23 protein-coding genes are annotated in these 21658 nt (G+C 64.8%); 16 read left to right on the top strand and 7 right to left on the bottom strand.

What is annotated here, in order from left to right; all coding sequences use genetic code 11:
- Positions 1 to 209 precede the first annotated feature (209 nt).
- Positions 210 to 1040, bottom strand: coding sequence for an IclR family transcriptional regulator (locus tag LJ655_RS23605; RefSeq protein WP_230563627.1), 831 nt, complete (start codon positions 1038 to 1040; stop codon positions 210 to 212).
- 180 nt (positions 1041 to 1220) lie between these two features.
- Here LJ655_RS23605 and LJ655_RS23600 point away from each other — a divergent pair, with 180 nt between their 5' ends.
- Complete coding sequence (locus LJ655_RS23600) at positions 1221 to 1943, top strand: (Fe-S)-binding protein (protein WP_230563626.1); 723 nt, start codon at positions 1221 to 1223, stop codon at positions 1941 to 1943.
- Between the two features lie 111 nt (positions 1944 to 2054).
- Positions 2055 to 3470 (top strand): lactate utilization protein B, encoded by a 1416-nt coding sequence (locus LJ655_RS23595; RefSeq protein WP_230563625.1) that lies wholly within the window; start codon positions 2055 to 2057, stop codon positions 3468 to 3470.
- Between the two features lie 93 nt (positions 3471 to 3563).
- On the opposite strand, the gene LJ655_RS23590 is transcribed toward LJ655_RS23595, so the two are convergent.
- Positions 3564 to 4103: a hypothetical protein gene (locus LJ655_RS23590; protein ID WP_230563624.1), complete on the bottom strand. Its 540-nt coding sequence runs from the start codon at positions 4101 to 4103 to the stop codon at positions 3564 to 3566.
- 276 nt (positions 4104 to 4379) lie between these two features.
- On the opposite strand from LJ655_RS23590, the gene LJ655_RS23585 reads away from it, so the two are divergent.
- The 10 genes from LJ655_RS23585 (at position 4380) to iscX (ending at position 11605) form a co-directional block, all read left to right on the top strand.
- A complete protein-coding gene (locus tag LJ655_RS23585) occupies positions 4380 to 4619 on the top strand; it encodes a hypothetical protein (RefSeq protein ID WP_230563623.1) in 240 nt (79 codons plus the stop codon).
- A 155-nt stretch (positions 4620 to 4774) separates the two neighbouring features.
- Positions 4775 to 5272 (top strand): low molecular weight protein-tyrosine-phosphatase, encoded by a 498-nt coding sequence (locus LJ655_RS23580; RefSeq protein ID WP_230563622.1) that lies wholly within the window; start codon positions 4775 to 4777, stop codon positions 5270 to 5272.
- A 191-nt stretch (positions 5273 to 5463) separates the two neighbouring features.
- Positions 5464 to 5994 carry a Fe-S cluster assembly transcriptional regulator IscR gene (gene iscR, locus LJ655_RS23575; protein WP_008922038.1) on the top strand — a complete coding sequence of 177 codons (531 nt, stop codon included), beginning with the start codon at positions 5464 to 5466 and terminating at the stop codon, positions 5992 to 5994.
- An 82-nt stretch (positions 5995 to 6076) separates the two neighbouring features.
- Positions 6077 to 7300: an IscS subfamily cysteine desulfurase gene (locus tag LJ655_RS23570; protein ID WP_230563621.1), complete on the top strand. Its 1224-nt coding sequence runs from the start codon at positions 6077 to 6079 to the stop codon at positions 7298 to 7300.
- 72 nt (positions 7301 to 7372) lie between these two features.
- Positions 7373 to 7786: a Fe-S cluster assembly scaffold IscU gene (iscU, locus tag LJ655_RS23565; protein ID WP_230563620.1), complete on the top strand. Its 414-nt coding sequence runs from the start codon at positions 7373 to 7375 to the stop codon at positions 7784 to 7786.
- A gap of 76 nt (positions 7787 to 7862) precedes the next feature.
- Positions 7863 to 8186, top strand: a complete 324-nt coding sequence (iscA, locus tag LJ655_RS23560; protein ID WP_230563619.1) for an iron-sulfur cluster assembly protein IscA — start codon at positions 7863 to 7865, stop codon at positions 8184 to 8186.
- Positions 8187 to 8339: 153 nt separating this feature from the next.
- Positions 8340 to 8867 carry a Fe-S protein assembly co-chaperone HscB gene (gene hscB / locus LJ655_RS23555; protein ID WP_230563618.1) on the top strand — a complete coding sequence of 176 codons (528 nt, stop codon included), beginning with the start codon at positions 8340 to 8342 and terminating at the stop codon, positions 8865 to 8867.
- A gap of 137 nt (positions 8868 to 9004) precedes the next feature.
- On the top strand, positions 9005 to 10876 hold the full coding sequence (gene hscA, locus LJ655_RS23550; protein WP_230563617.1) for a Fe-S protein assembly chaperone HscA: 1872 nt from the start codon (positions 9005 to 9007) through the stop codon (positions 10874 to 10876).
- 174 nt (positions 10877 to 11050) lie between these two features.
- Positions 11051 to 11392 (top strand): ISC system 2Fe-2S type ferredoxin, encoded by a 342-nt coding sequence (gene fdx, locus LJ655_RS23545; protein WP_230563616.1) that lies wholly within the window; start codon positions 11051 to 11053, stop codon positions 11390 to 11392.
- 15 nt (positions 11393 to 11407) lie between these two features.
- Positions 11408 to 11605: a Fe-S cluster assembly protein IscX gene (gene iscX, locus LJ655_RS23540; RefSeq protein ID WP_013588918.1), complete on the top strand. Its 198-nt coding sequence runs from the start codon at positions 11408 to 11410 to the stop codon at positions 11603 to 11605.
- A gap of 94 nt (positions 11606 to 11699) precedes the next feature.
- Here iscX and LJ655_RS23535 read toward each other — a convergent pair whose 3' ends face one another.
- On the bottom strand, positions 11700 to 12416 hold the full coding sequence (locus LJ655_RS23535; RefSeq protein WP_230563615.1) for a glycine zipper 2TM domain-containing protein: 717 nt from the start codon (positions 12414 to 12416) through the stop codon (positions 11700 to 11702).
- 44 nt (positions 12417 to 12460) lie between these two features.
- On the opposite strand from LJ655_RS23535, the gene LJ655_RS23530 reads away from it, so the two are divergent.
- The gene (locus LJ655_RS23530; RefSeq protein ID WP_230563614.1) at positions 12461 to 12697 is read left to right on the top strand and encodes a hypothetical protein; all 237 of its coding nucleotides are present in this window, start codon (positions 12461 to 12463) and stop codon (positions 12695 to 12697) included.
- A 66-nt stretch (positions 12698 to 12763) separates the two neighbouring features.
- On the opposite strand, the gene lysS is transcribed toward LJ655_RS23530, so the two are convergent.
- From lysS to LJ655_RS23510, 4 genes are all read right to left on the bottom strand, one after another.
- Positions 12764 to 14305 carry a lysine--tRNA ligase gene (gene lysS / locus LJ655_RS23525; RefSeq protein ID WP_230563613.1) on the bottom strand — a complete coding sequence of 514 codons (1542 nt, stop codon included), beginning with the start codon at positions 14303 to 14305 and terminating at the stop codon, positions 12764 to 12766.
- A gap of 78 nt (positions 14306 to 14383) precedes the next feature.
- Positions 14384 to 15488, bottom strand: a protein-coding gene (gene prfB / locus LJ655_RS23520) for a peptide chain release factor 2 (protein ID WP_230563612.1) whose coding sequence is annotated in 2 segments (ribosomal slippage) — positions 14384 to 15406 and positions 15408 to 15488 — 1104 coding nt in all. Because the reading frame shifts where the segments join, the coding sequence is not laid out codon by codon here.
- Positions 15489 to 15598: 110 nt separating this feature from the next.
- Positions 15599 to 17305 carry a single-stranded-DNA-specific exonuclease RecJ gene (gene recJ, locus LJ655_RS23515; protein ID WP_230563611.1) on the bottom strand — a complete coding sequence of 569 codons (1707 nt, stop codon included), beginning with the start codon at positions 17303 to 17305 and terminating at the stop codon, positions 15599 to 15601.
- Positions 17306 to 17321: 16 nt separating this feature from the next.
- Positions 17322 to 18431, bottom strand: a complete 1110-nt coding sequence (locus LJ655_RS23510; RefSeq protein ID WP_230563610.1) for a regulator — start codon at positions 18429 to 18431, stop codon at positions 17322 to 17324.
- Positions 18432 to 18739: 308 nt separating this feature from the next.
- Here LJ655_RS23510 and LJ655_RS23505 point away from each other — a divergent pair, with 308 nt between their 5' ends.
- From LJ655_RS23505 to LJ655_RS23495, 3 genes are all read left to right on the top strand, one after another.
- Entirely contained in the window at positions 18740 to 19993 is a 1254-nt protein-coding gene (locus tag LJ655_RS23505; RefSeq protein WP_230563609.1) for a lipoprotein-releasing ABC transporter permease subunit, read from the top strand.
- Between the two features lie 31 nt (positions 19994 to 20024).
- Complete coding sequence (gene lolD, locus LJ655_RS23500) at positions 20025 to 20741, top strand: lipoprotein-releasing ABC transporter ATP-binding protein LolD (protein ID WP_230563608.1); 717 nt, start codon at positions 20025 to 20027, stop codon at positions 20739 to 20741.
- A 101-nt stretch (positions 20742 to 20842) separates the two neighbouring features.
- Positions 20843 to 21631: a TatD family hydrolase gene (locus tag LJ655_RS23495; RefSeq protein WP_230563607.1), complete on the top strand. Its 789-nt coding sequence runs from the start codon at positions 20843 to 20845 to the stop codon at positions 21629 to 21631.
- Positions 21632 to 21658: the final 27 nt, after the last annotated feature.

The raw sequence follows: 21658 nt of genomic DNA, 5'->3' as shown, positions 1-21658 counted from the left end.
CAGCGCCTCGCCAGCTCGATACTGGCTTTCATCGCCCAAATTCTCGGACCCCACGACAAAACTCGCCTCGCCTGAAAAACAAAACCCCACGCTCCGAAAAACGTGGGGTTGGTCAGCAGTCTGAAGCCTCGCAAACGCGAGGCTTTTTTCATGGCGCGGGCGACGCCGCGAAGGACGCAATGGCGGTCAGGCGGCCGCCATTGCGTCTGTTAATGCTGGCCGTGCGAACGGTGCGAGCCGTGTGCTCCGTGCGAATGATCCTGTTCCGTTTGCGGCCGATAGCCGAGCGACTCCGAAATCATCAATGCGGTCTGGCTCAACTGTCCGAGCCATGAATCCTGCAAGCGATCGGCCGGCGCCGACAGCGACAGGCCCGCGACCAGCTTGCCGGTATCGTCGTAGATGCCGGCGGCGATGCAGCGCACGCCCAGTTCCAGCTCCTCGTTGTCACGCGCGCACGCCTGCTGGCGCACATGCGACAACTCGCGCTCGAGTTTCGCGAGATCCGTGATGCTGTTCTGTGTGTGGCCCGACAGACCGGTGCGCGTCGCGTAGGCCCGCACACGGGTGGCCTCGTCGGCGGCGAGAAACAGCTTGCCGACCGAGGTCAGATGCAGCGGCGCGCGCCCGCCGATCGCCCGCACTACCTGCATGCCCGAGCGCTCCGAATACGCGCGTTCGATGTAGACGATTTCGTCGCCCTGACGCACCGACAGGTTCACGGTCTGCCCGGTCTGACGATGCAACTCGCGCATCGGCGTGAGCGCCGCGTCGCGCACCGACAGGCGCGCCTTCACGAGATTGCCGAGCTCGAGCAGGCGCATGCCGAGACGGTAGGTGCCGGGGTCCGAACGGTCGACCAGCCGACACATCACCATGTCGTTCAGAATGCGGTGCGCGGTGGACGGGTGCAGTTCCGTGCGCAGGGCCAGTTCTTTCAGGCTGACCGGGTCGCTATGCGCCGCCAGTGCGTCGAGCAGGCGCATCATGCGTTCGATCACCTGGATCGAAGTTTTGGGATCCGGGTTCGTATCGCTCATATGAGAATCGGTAGATGCGTCAAACAGCGTGCAATGATTGTATCTCGTATGGTGAAAAAAGCGAACGCGCTTCGAAGGGCGCCTCCAATCCGCCGCGGCGTGCGTCCTATGCCTTCCGGTCGTTGGTATTGCCTCGGCAAACAGCGGATAATCAGGGACGTTTCCCCGAAAGGAGGGCTCATGCGAGTCGGATTGTTCGTCACGTGCCTGATCGACCTGATGCGTCCCGAGATCGGTTTTTCGGTCATCAAGCTGATCGAAGGCGCCGGTTTCGAGGTCGTGGTGCCGCCCGCGCAGACCTGCTGCGGTCAACCCGCGTATAACTCCGGGGACCGCCGCCTCGCGCGCGACCTCGCCGAGAAAACGCTGCGTGAGTTCGAACAGTTCGACTATGTGGTGGTGCCGTCGGGCTCGTGCGGCGGCATGATTCGCGTGCACTACGGCGATCTGCTCGGCGATGATCCCGAGCTCATGAACCGCTTCGGCCGCCTGCGGGCCAAGGTTTTCGAGCTGACCGATTTCCTCGTCAACGTCGCGAAGGTGCAGTTGCAGCCGGGCCAGTTCGCGGGACAGGTGACCTATCACGACTCGTGTTCGGGGCTGCGTGAGCTGGGCGTCAAGGCCCAGCCGCGCGAACTGCTCGCGCAGGTCGGAGTGGCCGTGACAGAGATGAAGGGCTGCGAGCATTGCTGCGGCTTTGGCGGCACGTTCGCGGTCAAGTATGGCGATATCTCGACCGCCATCGTCGACGAAAAGTGCGCGAACATCGCCGCGAGCGGCGCCGGCACAGTGGTGCTCGGCGACCTCGGCTGCATGCTGAATATCGAAGGGCGGCTGCGCCGCAATGGCGACACGACGACGCGCGTGCTGCATATCGCGCAGGTGCTGGCCGGCGACGTGTAATCCCGTGTGTAGGGCTCACTAGGCGCCGTTCGGGTCGCGTTCCATTCGTCTTTCATGCATTGCGTCGCGCGCGACCGTGCCGCGTATCAATCCGATCTCATCAGGGCCGCCATGCAAGTTCAATCGATGCAGTTCAAAGCTCGCGCCGGTCAGAAACTCGCCGACCAGCGCCTGCAGCAGAACCTGACCAAACTGTCCACGAAGTTCGTGTCGGCACGCGCGAGCGCGCTGAACGCGATCGACTTCGCCGCGACGCGCGCGGCGCTCAAGGAGCGCCGTAATCGTGCGCTCGAGAATCTCGACGTGTGGCTCGACACCTTCGAGCGCGAGGCGACACGTCGCGGCGTGACGGTGCTGTACGCCGAGACCACCCAGGAGGCCGCGCGGCTCGTCGGCGACATCGCGCGCCGGCACGACGTGAAGAAGGTGATCAAGACCAAGTCGATGGTCACCGAGGAAATGCGCCTGAACGAAGTGCTCGGGCAGATGGGGGTGCAGTCGATCGAAACCGATCTCGGCGAATACATCCTGCAGATCAACGACAACGAGCCGCCGAGTCACATCATCGCGCCGGTCGTCCACAAGGATAAGGACGAGATCGCCGATCTGTTCGCGAAGACGCACGGCCGGCCGAGGCTCACCGAGATTCCCGACCTGACGCGCGAGGCGCGTGAGATGCTGCGGCCGCATTTTCTAAGCGCGGACATGGGGGTGACGGGCGGCAATTTCATCGTTGCGGAAACGGGCTCGGTCGCGGTCGTGACCAACGAGGGCAACGAAGGCATGTGTACGGTGATGCCGCGTGTGCATGTCGCTGTCACCGGCATCGAGAAGGTGCTGCCCACTCTGGAGGATCTCGCGACCGCGATGCGCCTGCTGCCGCGCTCGGCGACCGGCCAGGCAACCTCGAACTATTTTTCTATGCTGACAGGGCCGCGCAGCGCGGGCGATCAGGATGGGCCCGAGCATATGTACGTTGTGCTCGTCGACGGTGGGCGCACGGGGCTGATTGGCGGCGAATTTCAGGAGATGCTTCGCTGCATCCGCTGCGGCGCGTGCATGAACCATTGCCCGGTGTATCAGAAGGTCGGCGGGCACGCGTATGGATGGGTCTATCCGGGGCCGATGGGCTCGGTGCTGACGCCGAGCTATGTCGGTATCGACAAGGCGCTCGATCTGCCGCAAGCGGCGACGCTGTGCGGTGAGTGCAATAGCGTGTGCCCGGTCGGCATCCCGCTGTCCGATCTGTTACGCAAGCTGCGTGAAAAACAGACGGAACGCCATTTGCGGCCATGGAAGGAGCGCGCCGGGTTGGCACTGTGGGGGTGGCTCGCGCTGCATCCCGATGCTTATGCGCTCGTGACCAGGCTCGCGGTGCGGGTACTGGAGCGCATGGGCGGGCGCAATCGCTCGATCGTGAAACTGCCGCTCGGCGGCGCGGGCTGGACCGACACGCGCGACATGCCGGCGCCGGTAGGGCGTACGTTCCGGGAGTTGTACGCCGCGCAGCGCAGCCATATCGGCTGAGCGGGCGGCCTCGGGTGTGGTTTGACGGCTGGGCGCCGCGCAGCTTCGAGGCAGACAGCGGACCGGGCGCAATAGTTCGCCGCCGCCCGGTCGTCAATGCTCGGTCGGCTGTCCCGGCTGACGTGGCGACGAGCTTCTCACCCACGCGTTGTTACCTCGCCCGCTGCCGTTGCCTGCTTGCGGTTGTGCTGGCGGCGGGCCGCCATTGGCTCCGCCGGGTCCGCGCGGCCCGGCCGCCGCGCCCTGCGGCGGCGGGCCGCCGTGCGGTTGTCCCGCGCCGCTGTTGTTGCCATGATCATTGCGGTGATCGCCGTGATCGCGGTGATCGCCGTGGTCGCCGTGGTCGCCGTGGTCGCCGTGATCGCCGTGATCGCCGTGATGCCAGTCGTTGTCCCCCGGGTGCCCGCGATAGCCTGGCCCCGGGCCGTAGTAGCGTCCCGGCCCGTAATCTCCGTAGCCGAGGTACACGTTCGTTTGCGGCACGACCGCAGCGCCCGGCGCGTAAGCGTAACCGTCATAACCGCTATAGCCGCCATAGGCATCGCCGTACATCGGCGTGCCATCCGGATATACCGCGCAGCCGCCGAGCAGGGCGGCGACCACGAGGCCAGCGAGAGGTGCAATGCTTTTCATTTTATGAGACCTGTTGCGAGTGCAAATAAACATGGACGTAATGATGAGACCATCATTTCTGCGGTCCGTCACGGCAGCATTGTATGTGTTTGTAAGGTTTTCTTTTTCGTGCCAACACTGGGCCAGTGTGTCGCCAGAGATCTGTCAATTGACTGTTCCATTTGGAGCAACGAACTATCTCGTCAGTTTGGGTTTTTCCCGATTGTGATTTCCTATAGGATTTCAACTGGGCATAGGGGGCCGCAAGCTCACCGGTCCTCAATTGGAAAACACATCATGAAAAAGACAATATCGGTGTACTGGCCGCTGGCCATTGTTGTGCCGCTCGCGGTGCTCGCCTATCTGCATATCAACGGCCAAACCGCTTCGCGCGCCTCGCAGATGCCGCTCGACGCAAACCATCTGACTGCCGAGCTCGCGCGCGCGGTGTCGTACGGCATGGTGGACCCCGCCTCGACCTTGCCGGCCAAACCGATGCGCGCTGCCGCGGCAGCGCCGCTCGCCGAGGCATCATAAGCGGGAGCGGCTCAGGCCGGCGGTCCGAGGCTTGCGGTGCTTGCAGGGCCGTTCCGCGTCCGGCGCGAATCCGTCGAGGTTTGTATAATCGCGGCGCAGTCTGCCGACTGTTTGCCGACTCAGCGCGTGGCGCCCGGAGCGCCGAAGAATCCCTGATGAAAACCGTGTCCGTCTGTTTCGTTTGCCTCGGGAATATCTGCCGCTCACCGACGGCGGAAGCCGTGATGCGTCGCCTGGCCGACGAGGCAAAACTTGCGGACCGCATTCTGATCGATTCGGCCGGCACCGGCGATTGGCACATCGGCGCGCCACCCGACGAACGCGCGCAGTACGCGGCACGCCAGCGCGGCTATGCGCTCGACGCACTGCGCGGCCGCCAGATCACCGCCGCGGACTTCGCGCGCTTCGATCTGCTGGTCGCAATGGACGAGCGCAACGTCGCCGCTCTGCATCGACTGTGCCCGCCCGGGCAGCGCGACAAGATTCGTCTGCTGATGGAATTCGTGCCCGATGCGGATGACCGTTGGACCGGCACGCGGGAAGTGGCGGATCCGTATTTCGGTGGCGCGGATGGCTTCGAATTGGTGCTCGACCAGTGCGAAGCAGCCTGCCGCGGGCTGATCGCGGCCCTGCGTGCGCAAGTGCTCAAGTAGAGCTTCGTCGGGCGAGGAAAGGGGGCCGCAAACTCGGTTCGACCCCCTTGCGCCGCGCACACCGGGATTCCGCCCTGGAAATATGGCGTTCAATTAAGCGCATGACTCAAAATTCGCCGTCCATACTTGACTAAATCGCTCATGTATTTATACTTGACCAAACTTGTCGAGAATAGCGGTTCCCACATCATATGAGACTCACCACGAAAGGCCGTTTCGCCGTCACGGCGATGATCGACCTGGCGCTGCGCCAGGAGCAGGGCCCGGTGACGCTTGCGGGTATCAGCCAGCGCCAACACATCTCCCTGTCGTATCTCGAGCAGCTGTTTGGCAAGCTGCGCCGCCATGAAATCGTCGAGTCCGTGCGCGGACCGGGCGGCGGCTACAATCTCGCGCGCCGTGCAGAGGACGTGACGGTGGCGGACATCATCATTGCGGTCGACGAACCGCTCGACGCCACCCAGTGCGGCGGCAAGGGCACGTGCGAAGGCACCAAGCAGCATGACGGCCACTGCATGACGCACGAACTGTGGTCGACGCTGAACCAGAAAATGGTCGAATACCTCGATTCGGTTTCGCTGAAGGATCTGGTCGACCAGCAGCGCTCGCGCGAAGGCGCGCCGGCAGTGCTACGCGACAGGCGCAACGATGCGCCGGCCGTCGAACCGGTCCGCGTGGCGCCGAAAGGTCCCAATTCCGTATTCAACATGGCTGGTTCGTGAAGCGCGGCACGAAATACAACATCTCGCCGCAGCCCCATCTCGAACCCAGAAGCCAGAGCACATGACGTTCCCGGAGCAATTGATGAACAACGACTCTCTGCACCTGCCCATCTACATGGACTACAGCGCCACGACGCCGATCGATCCGCGTGTGGTGGACAAGATGATCCCGTATCTGCGCGAGCAGTTCGGCAACCCCGCGTCGCGTAGCCACGCTTATGGCTGGGACGCCGAGCGCGCGGTCGAGGAAGCGCGCGAGCAGGTCGCCGCGCTCGTGAACGCCGATCCGCGCGAAATCATCTGGACCTCGGGTGCGACGGAGTCGGACAACCTCGCACTGAAGGGTGCCGCGCACTTCTACAAGAGCAAGGGCAAGCACATCATCACGGTGAAGACCGAGCACAAGGCGGTGCTCGACACCTGCCGCGAGCTCGAGCGCGAAGGCTTCGAAGTCACCTATCTGGATGTCAGGGACGACGGTCTGATCGACCTCGACGCGTTCAAGGCGGCGCTGCGTCCCGACACGATTCTGGTGTCAGTGATGTCGGTCAACAACGAGATCGGCGTGATCCAGGACATCGAGGCGATCGGCGAGATCACGCGTGAGAAGGGCATCATTTTCCACGTCGACGCGGCGCAGGCCACCGGCAAGATCACGATCGATCTGCAGAAGCTGAAGGTCGACCTGATGTCGTTCTCGGCGCACAAGACGTATGGCCCGAAGGGCATCGGCGCGCTGTATGTGCGCCGCAAGCCGCGCATCCGTATCGAAGCGCAGATGCACGGCGGCGGTCACGAGCGCGGCATGCGTTCGGGCACGCTGGCCACGCACCAGATCGTCGGCATGGGCGAAGCGTTCCGTATCGCGCGTGAAGAGATGGCAACCGAGAACGAGCGCATCCGCATGCTGCGTGACCGGCTGTTGAAAGGCCTGTCGGAAATCGAGGAAGTGTATGTGAACGGCGACATGGAAAAGCGTGTGCCGCACAACCTGAACATCAGCTTCAATTTCGTCGAAGGCGAATCGCTGATCATGGCGGTGAAGGACGTGGCGGTATCGTCGGGCTCGGCGTGCACGTCGGCGTCGCTGGAACCGTCGTACGTGCTTCGCGCGCTTGGCCGCAACGACGAACTCGCGCACAGCTCGATCCGCTTCACGGTGGGCCGCTTCACGACCGAGCAGGAAGTCGATTACGTGATCAACCTGCTGAAGTCGAAGATTTCCAAGCTGCGCGATCTGTCGCCGCTGTGGGAAATGCACAAGGACGGGATCGATCTGTCGACGATCCAGTGGGCGGCGCACTGACGCGCCATCTGGACGAATCGGACATCGAACGTTCATCGGATTGCAGGTTGAAACGAATCAAGGAGTGTAATCATGGCTTATAGCGACAAGGTCCTCGACCACTACGAAAACCCGCGCAACGTCGGTTCCTTTGCGAAGGACGACGACGCGGTCGGCACCGGCATGGTCGGTGCGCCGGCTTGCGGCGACGTGATGAAGCTGCAGATCCGCGTCGGCGCGGACGGCATCATCGAAGACGCGAAATTCAAGACCTACGGCTGCGGCTCGGCAATTGCATCGAGCTCGCTCGTGACGGAGTGGGTGAAGGGCAAGACGCTCGACGAGGCCATGTCGATCAAGAACACCCAGATCGCCGAAGAACTGGCGCTGCCGCCGGTGAAGATCCACTGCTCGATCCTCGCGGAAGACGCAATCAAGGCAGCGGTCGCCGACTACAAGCAGCGCCACGGCGAAGCAGCGGTTGCCGAAGACGGCAAGGCCGCCTGAGCGACCGGGTAAGAACGGAGTAACCGGTGAGCGGCGCGAACATGCGGGCCGCCCACTCCGGCAACTGAGAAACGTTATGGCAATTACGTTGACCGAAAAGGCAGCACAGCACGTCCAGAAGTATCTGACCCGCCGCGGTAAAGGCATCGGGTTGCGCGTCGGCGTGCGCACCACCGGTTGCTCGGGCCTCGCCTACAAGCTCGAGTACGTGGACGAACTCGCGCCCGAAGATCAGGTGTTCGAGACGAGCGGCGTGAAGGTCGTCGTCGATCCGAAGAGCCTCGCGTATATCGACGGCACGGAGCTCGACTTCGCACGCGAAGGGCTGAACGAAGGCTTCAAGTTCAACAACCCGAACGTGAAAGACGAATGCGGCTGCGGCGAGTCGTTCCGCGTCTAGGTTCGGTACTTTCCGCGAGCGGCGGATCAAAGGCGGCGCGGGCCGCCTTTTTAGTTTGATTCGCGGATTGCCGAAGCTCGCGCCTGAAGGCCCTACGCTTTGACACCCCATTTTCTGCACCCCGGTGCGCTTTCATCAACGGACTTTAATCCGATGGCCTCGCTGAACGACAGCCACTTCGACCTGTTTGGTCTGCCGGCGCAATTCGCGCTCGACGCGGGCACGCTCGACCACGCGTACCGCACCGTGCAGGCGCAGGTGCATCCGGATCGCTTCGCGGCGGCCGGTGACGCGCAAAAGCGTATCGCGATGCAATGGGCCACGCGCGCGAACGAGGCCTATCAGACCCTGCGCGATCCGCTCAAGCGCGCGACCTATTTGCTGTCGTTGCGTGGCATCAACGTCGGCGCAGAAAACAACACGGCGATGGAGCCGGCATTCCTGATGCAGCAGATGGAATGGCGCGAGAACATCGAAGACGCAGCCGCGGCGAAGAACGTCGATGCGCTCGACGCGCTGCTCGTCGCGTTGCGCGACGAAGAGCGTCAGCGCTTCGACAAGCTCGGTGCATCGCTCGATAGCGGTGCGAATCAGGCGGCGGGCGAGGCGGTGCGGCAGTTGATGTTCATCGAGCGCGTCGCCTCGGAAATCGAGGCGCAGATCGAGCGGCTCGAAGGCTAGCGCGGCGCCGGCAAGCAGCAACAGCAAGCAGCGACGTAACAGGCGTCAAACAAAAAGAGAGCGGCCGCGCGCCGCGGCAACACCCCCAAGCAACGCGAACATTCAGGACGGGGCACCACGTCCCCGAGAAGATCCAGATGGCCTTACTGCAAATCTCCGAACCCGGCATGGCGCCGGCGCCTCACCAGCGGCGTCTGGCGGTCGGTATCGATCTCGGCACCACCAACTCCCTCGTCGCCGCCGTGCGCAGCGGCTTGCCCGATGTGCTGCCCGACGAAGAGGGGCACGTGCTGCTGCCGTCGGTGGTGCGTTACCTGGAACAGGGCGGCCGTCGCATCGGCCGCCGGGCGAAGGCCGAAGCCGCGAGCGACCCACGCAACACGATCGTGTCAGTCAAGCGCTTCATGGGCCGCGGCAAGACCGAGGTGGAGGGCGCCGAAAACGCGCCTTACGACTTCGTCGACGCGCCCGGCATGGTGCAGATCCGCACCGTCGACGGCGTGAAGAGCCCGGTCGAAGTGTCGGCTGAAATTCTCGCGACGCTGCGCCAGCGCGCCGAAGACACGCTCGGCGACGAACTGGTCGGCGCGGTGATCACGGTGCCCGCTTACTTCGACGAAGCGCAGCGCCAGGCGACCAAGGACGCCGCGCGCCTCGCCGGTCTGAACGTACTGCGTTTGCTCAACGAGCCGACCGCGGCTGCGATCGCCTACGGTCTCGACAACGGCGCCGAAGGTCTGTACGCGGTCTACGACCTCGGCGGCGGCACCTTCGACCTGTCGATCCTGAAGCTCACCAAGGGCGTGTTCGAAGTGCTCGCGGCAGGCGGCGATTCCGCGCTCGGCGGCGACGACTTCGATCATGCGCTGTATCGCCATGTGCTCGAACAGGCCGGCATTGCGCCGCAGACGCTCGCGCCGCAGGACGTGCGCCTGCTGCTGGACAGCGTGCGCGAGGCCAAGGAGGCGTTGTCGAGCGCGCCGCAGGCGAGCCTCAAGCTCACGCTATCCAACGGCACAGCGCTCGATCTCACGATCGACGAGGCCACTTTCGAGACCGTCACGGCGGCGCTGGTGCAACGCACGTTGGGTCCGACGAAAAAAGCGCTGCGCGACGCGAAGGTTACGACAAAAGAGATCAAGGGCGTGGTTCTGGTCGGCGGCGCGACGCGCATGCCGGTGATCCGCCGCGCGGTCGAGGCGTTCTTCGGCCAGCCGCCGCTCGTCAATCTCGATCCGGATCAGGTCGTCGCGCTCGGCGCGGCGATCCAGGCAGACCTGCTCGCCGGCAACCGCGGCGCGGAAGGCGACGACTGGCTGCTGCTCGACGTGATTCCGCTGTCGCTCGGTGTCGAGACGATGGGCGGCCTCACCGAGAAGATCATTCCGCGCAACTCGACGATTCCGGTCGCGCGCGCGCAGGATTTCACGACCTTCAAGGACGGCCAGACCGCGATGGCGATTCACGTCGTGCAAGGCGAGCGTGAGCTCGTCAGCGACTGCCGCTCGCTCGCGCGCTTCGAGCTGCGCGGCATTCCGCCGATGGCCGCGGGCGCCGCGCGCATTCGCGTGACCTATCAGGTCGATGCCGATGGCCTGCTGTCGGTGTTTGCGCGCGAGCTCGCGTCGGGCGTCGAGGCGTCGGTCGTCGTCAAGCCGTCCTACGGCCTCGCCGACGACGACATCGCGCGCATGCTCGAGGACAGCTTCTCGACCGCTGAGATCGACATGCGGGCGCGCGCATTGCGCGAGGCCCAGGTCGAAGCGCAGCGTCTCGTCGAAGCGACCGACGCGGCCCTCGCCGCCGACGCCGACCTGCTCGACGACAGTGAACGCGCCGCGCTCGACGCGTTGCTCGCCGCATTGCGCCACGTCGCGCAAAGCGACGACGTCGGCGCGATCGAAGCCGCGACGAAGGCGCTCGCCGAAGGCACCGACGAATTCGCCGCGCGCCGCATGAACAAGGGAATTCGCCGCGCGCTGTCGGGCCGCAAGCTCGACGAGATCTGAACGGGCGAATGCTGCGCAAGCCCAGCGGATCCGCGGGCGCAACTGCGGTAACCCCACGACAACCGGAGTGCGCCGCGCGGACTTAAAAACTCCGCGTGGCGCCAGTAAAATGGAACGGAGCCTGCACGCGGCATTGCTGGCAGCCGCCGTGCCTCAGACCCAAACGGAAACTGTATGCCTCAAATCGTTGTGCTGCCTCACGTCGAACTGTGTCCGGAAGGCGCGGTGATCGACGCCGTCCCCGGCAAGAGCATCTGCGACAACCTGCTCGATAACGGCATCGAAATCGAGCATGCGTGCGAGAAGTCGTGCGCGTGCACGACCTGTCATGTGATCGTGCGTGAGGGTTTCGCCGCCTTGACGCCGTCCGAGGAGGACGAGGACGATCTGCTGGACAAGGCGTGGGGGCTCGAACCGGCTTCGCGCCTGTCGTGTCAGGCGATCATGCCGGCCGAACAGGACCTGGTCGTCGAAATTCCGCGTTACTCGATCAATCATGCGAAGGAAAATCATTAACAGGAGGGCGCCGCCATGAAGTGGACCGATACGCAAGACATCGCGATGGCTCTGACGGACAAGCATCAGGACGTCGATCCGCAGCAGGTGCGTTTCACCGACCTGCATCGCTGGGTGACCGAGCTCGAAGGCTTCGACGACGATCCGAACCGCTCGAACGAAAAGATTCTCGAAGCGATTCAGGCGGCGTGGATCGAAGACGCGGATTATTGAGTCTCTATCAGCGCGTGCGCGCTGGACTCCAAAGAAAAGGCGATTCCATTCGAATCGCCTTTTTTATTGCTTTGACAAACGCGAAGCGCTGACCTCAGTCGGCGACGAGGCCGCCATTCTGAACCCGCACGCGCTCGCCGTCGTGGAACGGCGGCGCTTCGTGATAGCTGAAGTAACGCGTCTTGCCGTCTTCCATATGCACGCGCACCGAATACGAGGTCGTGCTGCGCAGATGTTTTTCGGCCGAATTGCCGGCGAGCCCGCCGCCTAGCGCGCCGAGCAGCGTCATCACGGTACGCCCGCTGCCAGCGCCGAACTGGTTACCGACGACCCCGCCGGCCACCGCACCGCCTACGGCGCCAATGCCCGTGCCATGTCCTTCATGCTGAACCGCCGAAATCGCGACAACGGTGCCGCACGTCGGGCAATAAGCGGCTTGCGGTGCCGGCTGCTGGGCGTACTGCGGCGGCGCCTGCGGCTCGGGTGGTTGCGCGTACCGTGGCGCGGCTTGCGCCTGCTGTCGCTGTATCGGAAGAGGAGCAGATGCGGACGGCGCCGCTTGCTGCGCTTGGGCTTGCTGCTGTTGCACGGACGGATTAACCGGCGCTGCCGAATCGACGATGCCCGGCTGTTGCGCGCTGACTTGCGCGGCTTGCGTCTGATCGTTCTGTGTGCCGTTGCTGGACGCCTTCGGGAACACGCCGGTGATCGCCGCGGTAGCGACGAGACTCGCGACGAGCACCGCGCCGGCGGCGACCGCGATCAACGGATGAAGACGATGTTGCGTGGATCGATGAGTAGGGTTGTCCATCTAGGGCCTCCGTTTCTGACAGAGCCGACTTCTTATGAGACCGAGTGTCGGGCAATTCGATTCGGGCAGCGTTTCAATTTGTAACCGGTGCGGTGACGCAACTGCGCGTGCGGCGGCGGCCTCTACGCGGCGCGCCTTGGTATTCGCAAGCTCTTGAAACCATTGCAACCATGTCGACGAATGCGCGCTCGAGCAGCTTTTACCGCTGGTTACAAACGATGCAGCAGCATGAAACGCTCCTGCAAAGCAAACGGGCTCGCCAAAAGGAACGCCCGGCATGAGCCGGGCGTTCTTCACAACCTTCTCGTCGCACGCGAGGCGCGGCGATCGCTAGCGCTCAGCGCCGCTCAATCCTCGCGACGCAGATGCGGGAACAGAATCACGTCGCGGATGCTCGGGCTATCGGTCAGCAGCATCACCAGACGGTCGATGCCGATGCCACACCCGCCCGCCGGCGGCATGCCGTATTCGAGCGCGCGGATATAGTCCGCGTCGTAGAACATCGCTTCTTCGTCGCCGGCGTCTTTCTGGTCGACCTGCTTCCTGAAGCGCGCGGCCTGATCTTCCGGATCGTTCAGTTCCGAGAAGCCGTTGGCGATTTCGCGGCCGGTGATGAACAGCTCGAAACGCTCCGTGATGCCATCCACCTTGTCCGAAGCACGTGCGAGCGGCGACACCTCGATCGGGTAGTCGATGATGTAGGTCGGCTCCCACAGTTGCGACTCTGCCGTCTCTTCGAACAGCGCCAGTTGCAGCGAGCCGACGCCCGCGTTCAGGAAGTTCGGCTGCGATGCATCGACGCCGAACTTCTTCAGCTCGGCGCGCAGGAACGTGCTGTCGGCGAGTTGCTCGTTGGTGTATTGCGGCGCGTACTTCTGGATCGCCTGCGTGATCGTGAGCCGGTGGAACGGCTTCGACAGATCGAGTTCGCGGCCCTGGTATGTGATGGTGGCCGTGCCGAGCGCATCGATTGCGGCCTGGCGGATCAGTTGCTCGGTGAAGTCCATCAGCCACTTGTAGTCGGTGTAGGCCGCGTAGAACTCGATCATCGTGAATTCCGGATTGTGGCGCACGGACACGCCCTCGTTACGGAAGTTACGGTTGATCTCGAACACGCGCTCGAAGCCACCGACCACCAGACGCTTCAGATACAGCTCCGGCGCGATGCGCAGGAACATCTGCATGTCGAGCGCGTTGTGGTGCGTCGAAAACGGCTTGGCCGCCGCGCCGCCCGGAATCGGGTGGAGCATCGGCGTTTCGACTTCCATGAAGTTCGCCTCGGCCATGTATTTACGGATCGACGCAATCGCCTTGGTGCGCGCGACGAAGGTGCGGCGGGTTTCCGGCGTGACGATCAGATCGACATAGCGCTGACGGTACTTCATTTCCTGGTCGGCGAGACCGTGGAATTTGTCCGGCAACGGACGCAGCGCCTTCGACAGCAGACGCAGCTCCGTGCAGCGCACCGACAGCTCGCCCTTGTTGGTGCGGAACAGCACGCCACGCGCGGCGACGATGTCGCCCATGTCCCACTTCTTGAACGCGTCGTACGTTTCCTGACCGACGTCGGCCGGCGTAATGAAGAACTGGATCTGACCCGAGCCGTCGCGCACGGTCGCGAAACTGGCCTTGCCCATCACGCGTTTCAACATCATGCGGCCGGCGATCGCGACTTCGAGCGGATTCGCTTCGAGCGCTTCCTTGTCGGCGTGCTCGTACTGCGTCTGCAGATCTTCGGCGTGATGCGTAGGGCGGAAGTCGTTCGGATAGGCGACGCCTTGCTCACGCAGCTCACGCAGCTTTTCGCGGCGCTCGGCGATGATCTTGTTGTCGTCCACTTCGGGCACGACACTCGGCTGGGCCGCATTCGGCTGGGTCGGTTCAGTCATGATGATTGGGTATTCGGTGGCCCGCAGCGGCGTGCGCCGCGTGCGGGAAATCGGTGAAGGCGGCCGCGCCGTCTGCGCTTAGACGCCCTGTTTCAGGCTCGCGCTGATGAACGGATCGAGGTCGCCGTCGAGCACGCTCTTCGTGTTGCTGATTTCGACGTTGGTGCGCAAATCCTTGATGCGGCTGTTGTCGAGCACGTACGAGCGGATCTGGTGACCCCAGCCCACATCGGTCTTGCCGGCTTCGAGCTTGTCCTGCTCGGCCTGCCGCTTGCGGATTTCCGCTTCGTACAGGCGCGATTTCAGCATGGCCATTGCCTCGGCGCGGTTGCGGTGCTGCGAGCGGTCGTTCTGGCATTGCACGACGATGCCCGACGGCATGTGCGTGATCCGCACCGCGGAGTCGGTCTTGTTGATGTGCTGACCGCCCGCGCCCGAGGCCCGGTACGTGTCGATGCGCAGATCGGCCGGATTGATTTCGACTTCGATCGAGTCGTCGATTTCCGGGTACACGAACACCGACGAGAACGACGTATGCCGGCCGCCCGACGAGTCGAACGGCGACTTGCGCACGAGACGGTGCACGCCGGTTTCGGTGCGCAGGAAGCCGTACGCGTATTCGCCTTCGATCTTGATCGTCGCGTTCTTGATGCCGGCGACGTCGCCGTCGGTCTGCTCGAGCACTTCGGTCTTGAAGCCCTTGCGCTCGCAGTAGCGCAGATACTGGCGCAGCAGCATCGACGCCCAGTCGCACGCTTCCGTCCCGCCGGCGCCGGCCTGGATGTCGAGAAACGCGTTGTTGGGGTCGGCCGGGTTGGCGAACATCCGGCGGAATTCCATGTCGGCGACGCGCGCTTCGATGGCCTGGGCGTCGCCCTCGCAGGCGAGCAGCGTGTCGTCGTCGGCTTCTTCGCGCGCCATGTCGAACAGGTCTTGCGCGTCGCGCACGTCATTGGTGATCGACGTGAGCTTGCCGACCGTGTCGTCGAGCAGCTTCTTTTCCTTACCGAGTGCCTGGGCGTGCTTCGCATCGTTCCAGACGTCCGGGTCTTCGAGTTCGCGGTTGACTTCGATTAGTCGCAGTGCTTTGTCGTCGTAGTCAAAGATACCTCCGTAGGTCGTCCGCGCGCTTGCGCAGGTCGGCCAGAGAGGCTTCGATCGCGTTGAGACGTTCCGCTTCCATGTCGATCTTGTATAGCTTCGTAAAAAGCAGAAATTATAGCCGATCGGCACGCCGCGCCGGAGCCCGGCGGCCGATCCGGCGCGTCTTCGCGGTTGATTTTGCGGAAGATTTCAGCTCGCCGCGTGCTCGACGATCAGTTGCACGCGCGACACGCCGTTCCACGTATCGCTCGCGAGCCGGTAGGCGACGGTCGTGCGCGCGGGCAGCGTATCGGTGTGGTTGAACCAGATCGCGTTGAAGCGCTGACGGCCGCGCAGCAGTTGCAGCTTCAGGTGCTTGTCCTTCACGAGCGCCTGCGAGGCGACTTCGAATTCGCCCGAAAACACCGGTGCCGGAAAACCTTGGCCCCACACGGCCGCGTCGAGCATCTCGACGAACTGCGGCGTGAAGTACGCATCTTCGAGCTCGCCGTCGGTTTCCAGCGTGCGCGCGAGCGCCTCTTCGGACAGCCATTCGCGGCCGACCGCCTCGAACGCGGCCGTGAAGCGCGGCACGTCGGCGGCGGCGATCGTCAGGCCCGCGGCCATCGCGTGGCCGCCGAATTTGACGATCAGGTCCGGTTCGCGCTTCGAGATCAGATCGAGCGCGTCGCGCAGATGGAAGCCCGCGATCGAGCGGCCCGAGCCTTTGACGAGCACGCCGGTCTCGTCGGCCGGCGCGAACGTGAACGACGGACGGTGGAATTTCTCCTTCAGGCGCCCCGCGACGATGCCGATCACGCCCTGGTGCCAGCCCGGATTGAACACCGCGATGGTGGTCGAACCATCGGGATCGACGGTGGACAGGTCGTCGAGCGCCTGCTGCTGCATGCCGGCCTCGATTTCGCGGCGCTCGCGGTTCATCGCGTCGAGTTGCTGCGCCAGTTCCCATGCGCGGCCGACATCGTCGGTGGTCAGGCATTCGATGCCGAGCGACATGTCCGACAGCCGTCCCGCCGCGTTCAGGCGGGGCCCGAGCGCGAAACCGAGGTCGAAACCGGACGCGTTGCGCGCATCGCGTGCGGCGGCGCGAAACAGCGCGGCGATGCCCGGCTGCATGCGGCCGCGGCGAATGCGCTGCAGACCTTGCGCGACCAGCACGCGGTTATTGCCGTCGAGTTTGACGACGTCGGCGACGGTGCCGAGCGCGACCAGATCGAGCAGGCCGTCGAGGCGCGGCTCCGGCAGCGCATCGCCGAACGCGCCACGGCGGCGCAATTCCGCGCGCAGCGCGAGCAGCACGTAGAACATCACGCCGACGCCGGCGAGGCACTTGCTCGGAAACGTGCAGCCCGGCTGATTTGGATTGACGATCGCGCGCGCGGCGGGCAATTCGTCGCCGGGCAGGTGGTGATCGGTGACGAGCACGTCGATGCCGAGCGCGTTGGCCGCCGCGACGCCGTCGACGCTCGCGATGCCGTTGTCGACGGTGATCAGCAGATCGGGCTTGCCGGCCGCGCTGCGCGCCGCCAGATCGACGATGTCCGGCGTGAGCCCGTAGCCGTGCTCCATGCGATTGGGCACCAGATAATCGATGCGCCCGCCGAACATGCGCAGCCCGCGCACCGCGACCGCGCAGGCGGTCGCGCCGTCGCAGTCGTAGTCGGCGACGACGAGCATGCGGCGTTGCTGCTGGAGCGCGTCGGCGAGCAGTTCGGCGGCCGCGTCGCAGCCTTTCAGTTCGGCGGGCGGCACGAGCCGCGCGAGGCCGGTTTCGACGTCTTCGGGCAGGCGCACGCCGCGCGCTGCGTACAGGCGTGCGAGCACCGGATGCAGGCCGCAGCGGGTCAGTACTTCCGCGTCGACGGGGGAGCAGGGGCGCGTAACGATTCGGGTCATGCAAGAGGGCCGTGGATCATTCGATGAAAAGCGAGGCCAGCACGCGCCGCCGCCAGAATTTGCGCAGATCGCCGCGCGTGACCGTCAGCGTCACCGAGCCGGTGTCGCCGCATAGCGTGAGGCCGAGTTCGGCGAGCTCTCCCGAGCGCAGCGCTGCGAGCGCGGGCTCGAACCAGTCGGTCTGCAGCGCGGCGAATGCCTGGTTCCAGCGTGCCCAGTCCTGTTCGACGTAGGGCGCCGAGAACGGATCGAGTTCGACGAGCGTTGCGCCGCGGCCGTTGGACGCGCCGCGCAGCAAGGTGGATAGTGCGCCGTACGAGGCCGGCGGCGCGCCTGCCGCGACACCGGCGCTGAGCGCGAGACCGCGCGTTGCGGCGGCATCGGACAGCACTTGCGCGAACGGACTGCGCACGGGCCGCGCCGCGCCCTGCGCGTGAAACCAGATCGAGTTGACGGCCGGCAGACCGCGCGCCTCGCGCGCTTCGTTGACCGGATGCTCGAACCACGCCATCTGCACTTCGTTCTGCAGCTTCATCCATGCGCGCGAGCGTTCGCCGGAATGCGCTTCGTGCGGCAGCCAGATCTCGATGTTGCGACCGCTCGCGCGCAACGGCGAGGCACCCGCGAGCGTGCCGAAGGCATCGCTCGACAGATACCAGCGGGTCGGCTTCGGCGCTTCGATGCGCACGCCGAGTTCCTCGATCAACGGACGCGCGATCGCGAGCAGCGTGCCTGCTTCCTCGTCCGACAGATCGAGCGAAGCGGGGTCGATCAGCACGAGGTGGTCGTGCGCGATGTGCACATGCACCGGCTGCACGCAGGCCCATGTCGCGCTGCCGGGGTCCCCGCCGTCGGCGCGCAGCATGTAAGGCGCGAGCGGCGCTTCGTCGGCGGCGGACGATGCGCCGTCGGGCAGCGCGCCGAATTGTCGCGCGACCCAGCGCTCGTGCGGCAGCGTGCGCTGAAAATCCTCGCCGATCACGCGTTCGACGAGCGTCGCGCGCGCGATCAGCGTGTCGAGTGCGGGACTGCGGATGTCATGAAGCGCGGTGGAGGCGTCGGCCGCGGCGGGCAGCGCGAAGGGCAGCAGAAGATGGAGGCGGTCGGCAGGCATGATGCTGCGCATTGTAGGGCAAACAATCCGGGTATTTCGATGAAGGGAGGTTGGTTTGTCGATGGCGAGTCCTTTGCGCGAGCCGGCGGCATGTGTGGCAAACTTCGCGCTTGATCGCTGGACGCGGCGCCGGGCGTGGCGCGGTGGCGCGCCCTGCCGTCGCGCGTACGCGCACCGGCGCAGCCGCACGGCGGCTAAGTGAGCGCGAGGAACGATCCGCACCGCCGGGAGCCCAACGATCACGACGCTCGGGCCGCACGGCAGGCGCCAGGTGTCCACCGCACCCGGCACGCAGTCGAAGAACCCACAAAAGGATTCGCTTGAAATTTCCCTACGAATGGCAGATTGGCTGGCGCTACACGCGCGCCGGCAAGCGCACGACCGGTAACGGCTTCATTTCGTTCATCGCGCTCGTGTCGATGTCGGGCATCGCGCTGGGCGTCGCGGCGTTGATCGTCGTGCTGTCGGTGATGAACGGCTTTCAGAAAGAGGTGCGTGACCGCATGTTGTCGGTGCTCGCGCACGTCGAGATCTTTTCGCCGACCGGCTCGATGCCCGACTGGCAGCTGACCGCGAAGGAAGCGCGCCAGAACAAACAGGTGATCGGTGCGGCCCCCTACGTCGAAGCGCAGGCGCTGCTCACGCGCCAGGACGCGGTGAGCGGCGTCGCGTTGCGCGGCATCGAGCCGGCGCTCGAACCCGAAGTGTCGGACATCGGCAAGGAAATGAAGGCCGGCAAGCTGACCGATCTCGTGCCGGGCGACTTCGGTATCGTGCTCGGCGCGGACCTCGCCGCCAGTCTCGGCGTGCAGTTGAACGACAAGATCACGCTGGTCGCGCCCGAAGGCACGATCACCCCGGCCGGCATGCTGCCGCGGCTCAAGCAGTTCACGGTGGTCGGCATCTTCGAGTCGGGCCATTATGAATACGACAGCACGCTCGCGCTCATCAACATCAAGGATGCGCAGGCGCTGTTCCGGCTGCCCGCGCCGACCGGCGTGCGGCTGCGCCTGACCGACATGCAGCGCGCGCCGGAAGTCGCGCATCAGCTCGCGCGCACGCTGTCGGGCGATCTGTACATTCGCGACTGGACCCAGCAGAACAAGACCTGGTTCTCGGCGGTGCAGATCGAAAAGCGCATGATGTTCATCATCCTGACGTTGATCATTGCCGTGGCCGCGTTCAACCTCGTGTCGTCGCTGGTGATGACGGTGACCAACAAGCAGGCCGATATCGCGATCCTGCGCACGCTCGGCGCGCAGCCCGGCTCGATCATGAAGATCTTCGTCGTGCAGGGGGTGACGATCGGCTTCATCGGCACGGCCACCGGCGTCGTGCTCGGCTGTCTGATCGCGTGGAGCATTCCGTGGCTCGTGCCGATGATCGAGCATCTGCTCGGCGTGCAGTTCCTGCCGCCGTCGGTGTACTTCATCAGCGAGCTGCCGTCCGAGCTGGTTCCGGGCGACGTCGCGCGCATCGGCATCATCGCGTTCGTGCTGTCCGCGCTCGCGACGCTCTATCCGAGCTGGCGCGGCGCGAAGGTTCGTCCGGCGGAGGCGCTGCGTTATGAGTGACCTCCTCGTCCATCCCTCCACCGATTCATCCATGACCGCTCAGGAACCCGCGCCTCATCCGTACGTGCTCGAAGCCACCGGCATTTCCAAATCATTCGTGCAGGGCGGCCTGAACGTGCAGGTGCTCAACAACGCGCAACTCGCCGTGCGGCGCGGCGAGAAGCTCGCGATCGTCGGCGCGTCGGGCTCCGGCAAGAGCACGCTCTTGCACGTGCTCGGCGGTCTCGACGATCCGAGCGCGGGCGAGGTGTCGGTACTCGGCAAGCCGTTCACGAAGCTCTCCGAGCGCGAACGCAACGACCTGCGCAATCGCGCGCTCGGCTTCGTTTATCAGTTCCACCATCTGCTGCCGGAATTTACCGCGCTCGATAACGTCGCGATGCCGCTGCGGATTCGTCGCGAGACGACCGAAGTCGCGCGGCGCGAGGCAATGGCCGTGCTCGAGCGCGTCGGCATGGGGCATCGCGCGAAGCATCGGCCGGGCGAGCTGTCGGGCGGCGAGCGCCAGCGTGTCGCGATCGCGCGCGCGCTCGTCACGAAGCCGGCCTGCGTGCTCGCCGACGAGCCGACCGGCAACCTCGACGGCGGCACCGCCGACACGGTGTTCAACCTGATGCTCGAACTGTCGCGCACGCTCGAAACGAGCTTCGTGATCGTCACGCACGACCCGGATCTGGCCGGCCGCTGCGACCGCATCATGCGGCTGCGCGACGGCGTACTGCACGAAGAGCCGCCGGTACCGGTCTGAACGCGGTCCGGCACGGCCGTTGCGAGTTGCAACGGTGACTGACGGCCACCACGGACCGCGAGGCCACCTTCGGTCCGATCCCACTGCCAGCGAGACAGCCCATGTGGATCGATACGCACTGCCATCTCGACGCTTCGGAGTTCGACGCCGACCGTGACGCGGTCGCGGCGTCCGCGCGCCATGCGGGCGTGTCGCGCATCGTGATTCCGGCGATCGGGCGACAGAACTTCACGGCGGTGCGCGAACTCGCGCACCGCATCGACGGCGGCGCGTACGCGCTCGGTATCCATCCGATGTACACGCCGGGCGCCGTCGACGCCGACCTCGACGTGCTGCGCATGGAGATCGAGGCGAGTCTCGACGATCCACGCTTCGTCGGCGTCGGCGAGATCGGGCTCGACTATTTCGTCGCGGGTCTCGACGATGCGCGTCAGCAGTTTTTCTACAACAGCCAGTTGCAACTCGCGCGCGAATTCGGTCTGCCGGTGATCTGCCATGTGCGCAAATCACAGGATCAGGTGCTCAAGGGGCTGCGCCGGCATCAGATCCATCGCGGCATCGCGCACGCGTTCAATGGCAGTTTCCAGCAGGCTCAGGCTTATATCGATCAGGGCATGCATCTCGGCTTCGGCGGCAACCTGACGTTCGAGCGTGCGAGGCAGATCCGGCGGCTCGCCGGGCAACTGCCGTTCGACGCGCTCGTCGTCGAGACCGATGCGCCCGATATCGCGCCGTCGTGGATGTACAAGCAGCGCAACTCGCCGGAACAGATTCCGGCGATCGGCGCGAGCCTCGGGCAACTGCGCGGTGTCTCATCCGACGCAGCCGCCCTTGGCACAACGGCTAACGCGCTCGCCGCGCTGCCGCGACTCGCGCTTTCCTCTGCATAATCGATTCCGTTGGTAGAAGGGATTCGC

The sequence above is a fragment of the Paraburkholderia translucens genome (assembly GCF_020881035.1).
Taxonomy (GTDB): domain Bacteria; phylum Pseudomonadota; class Gammaproteobacteria; order Burkholderiales; family Burkholderiaceae; genus Paraburkholderia; species Paraburkholderia translucens.
This window is presented reverse-complemented; position numbering and strand designations above follow the sequence as displayed.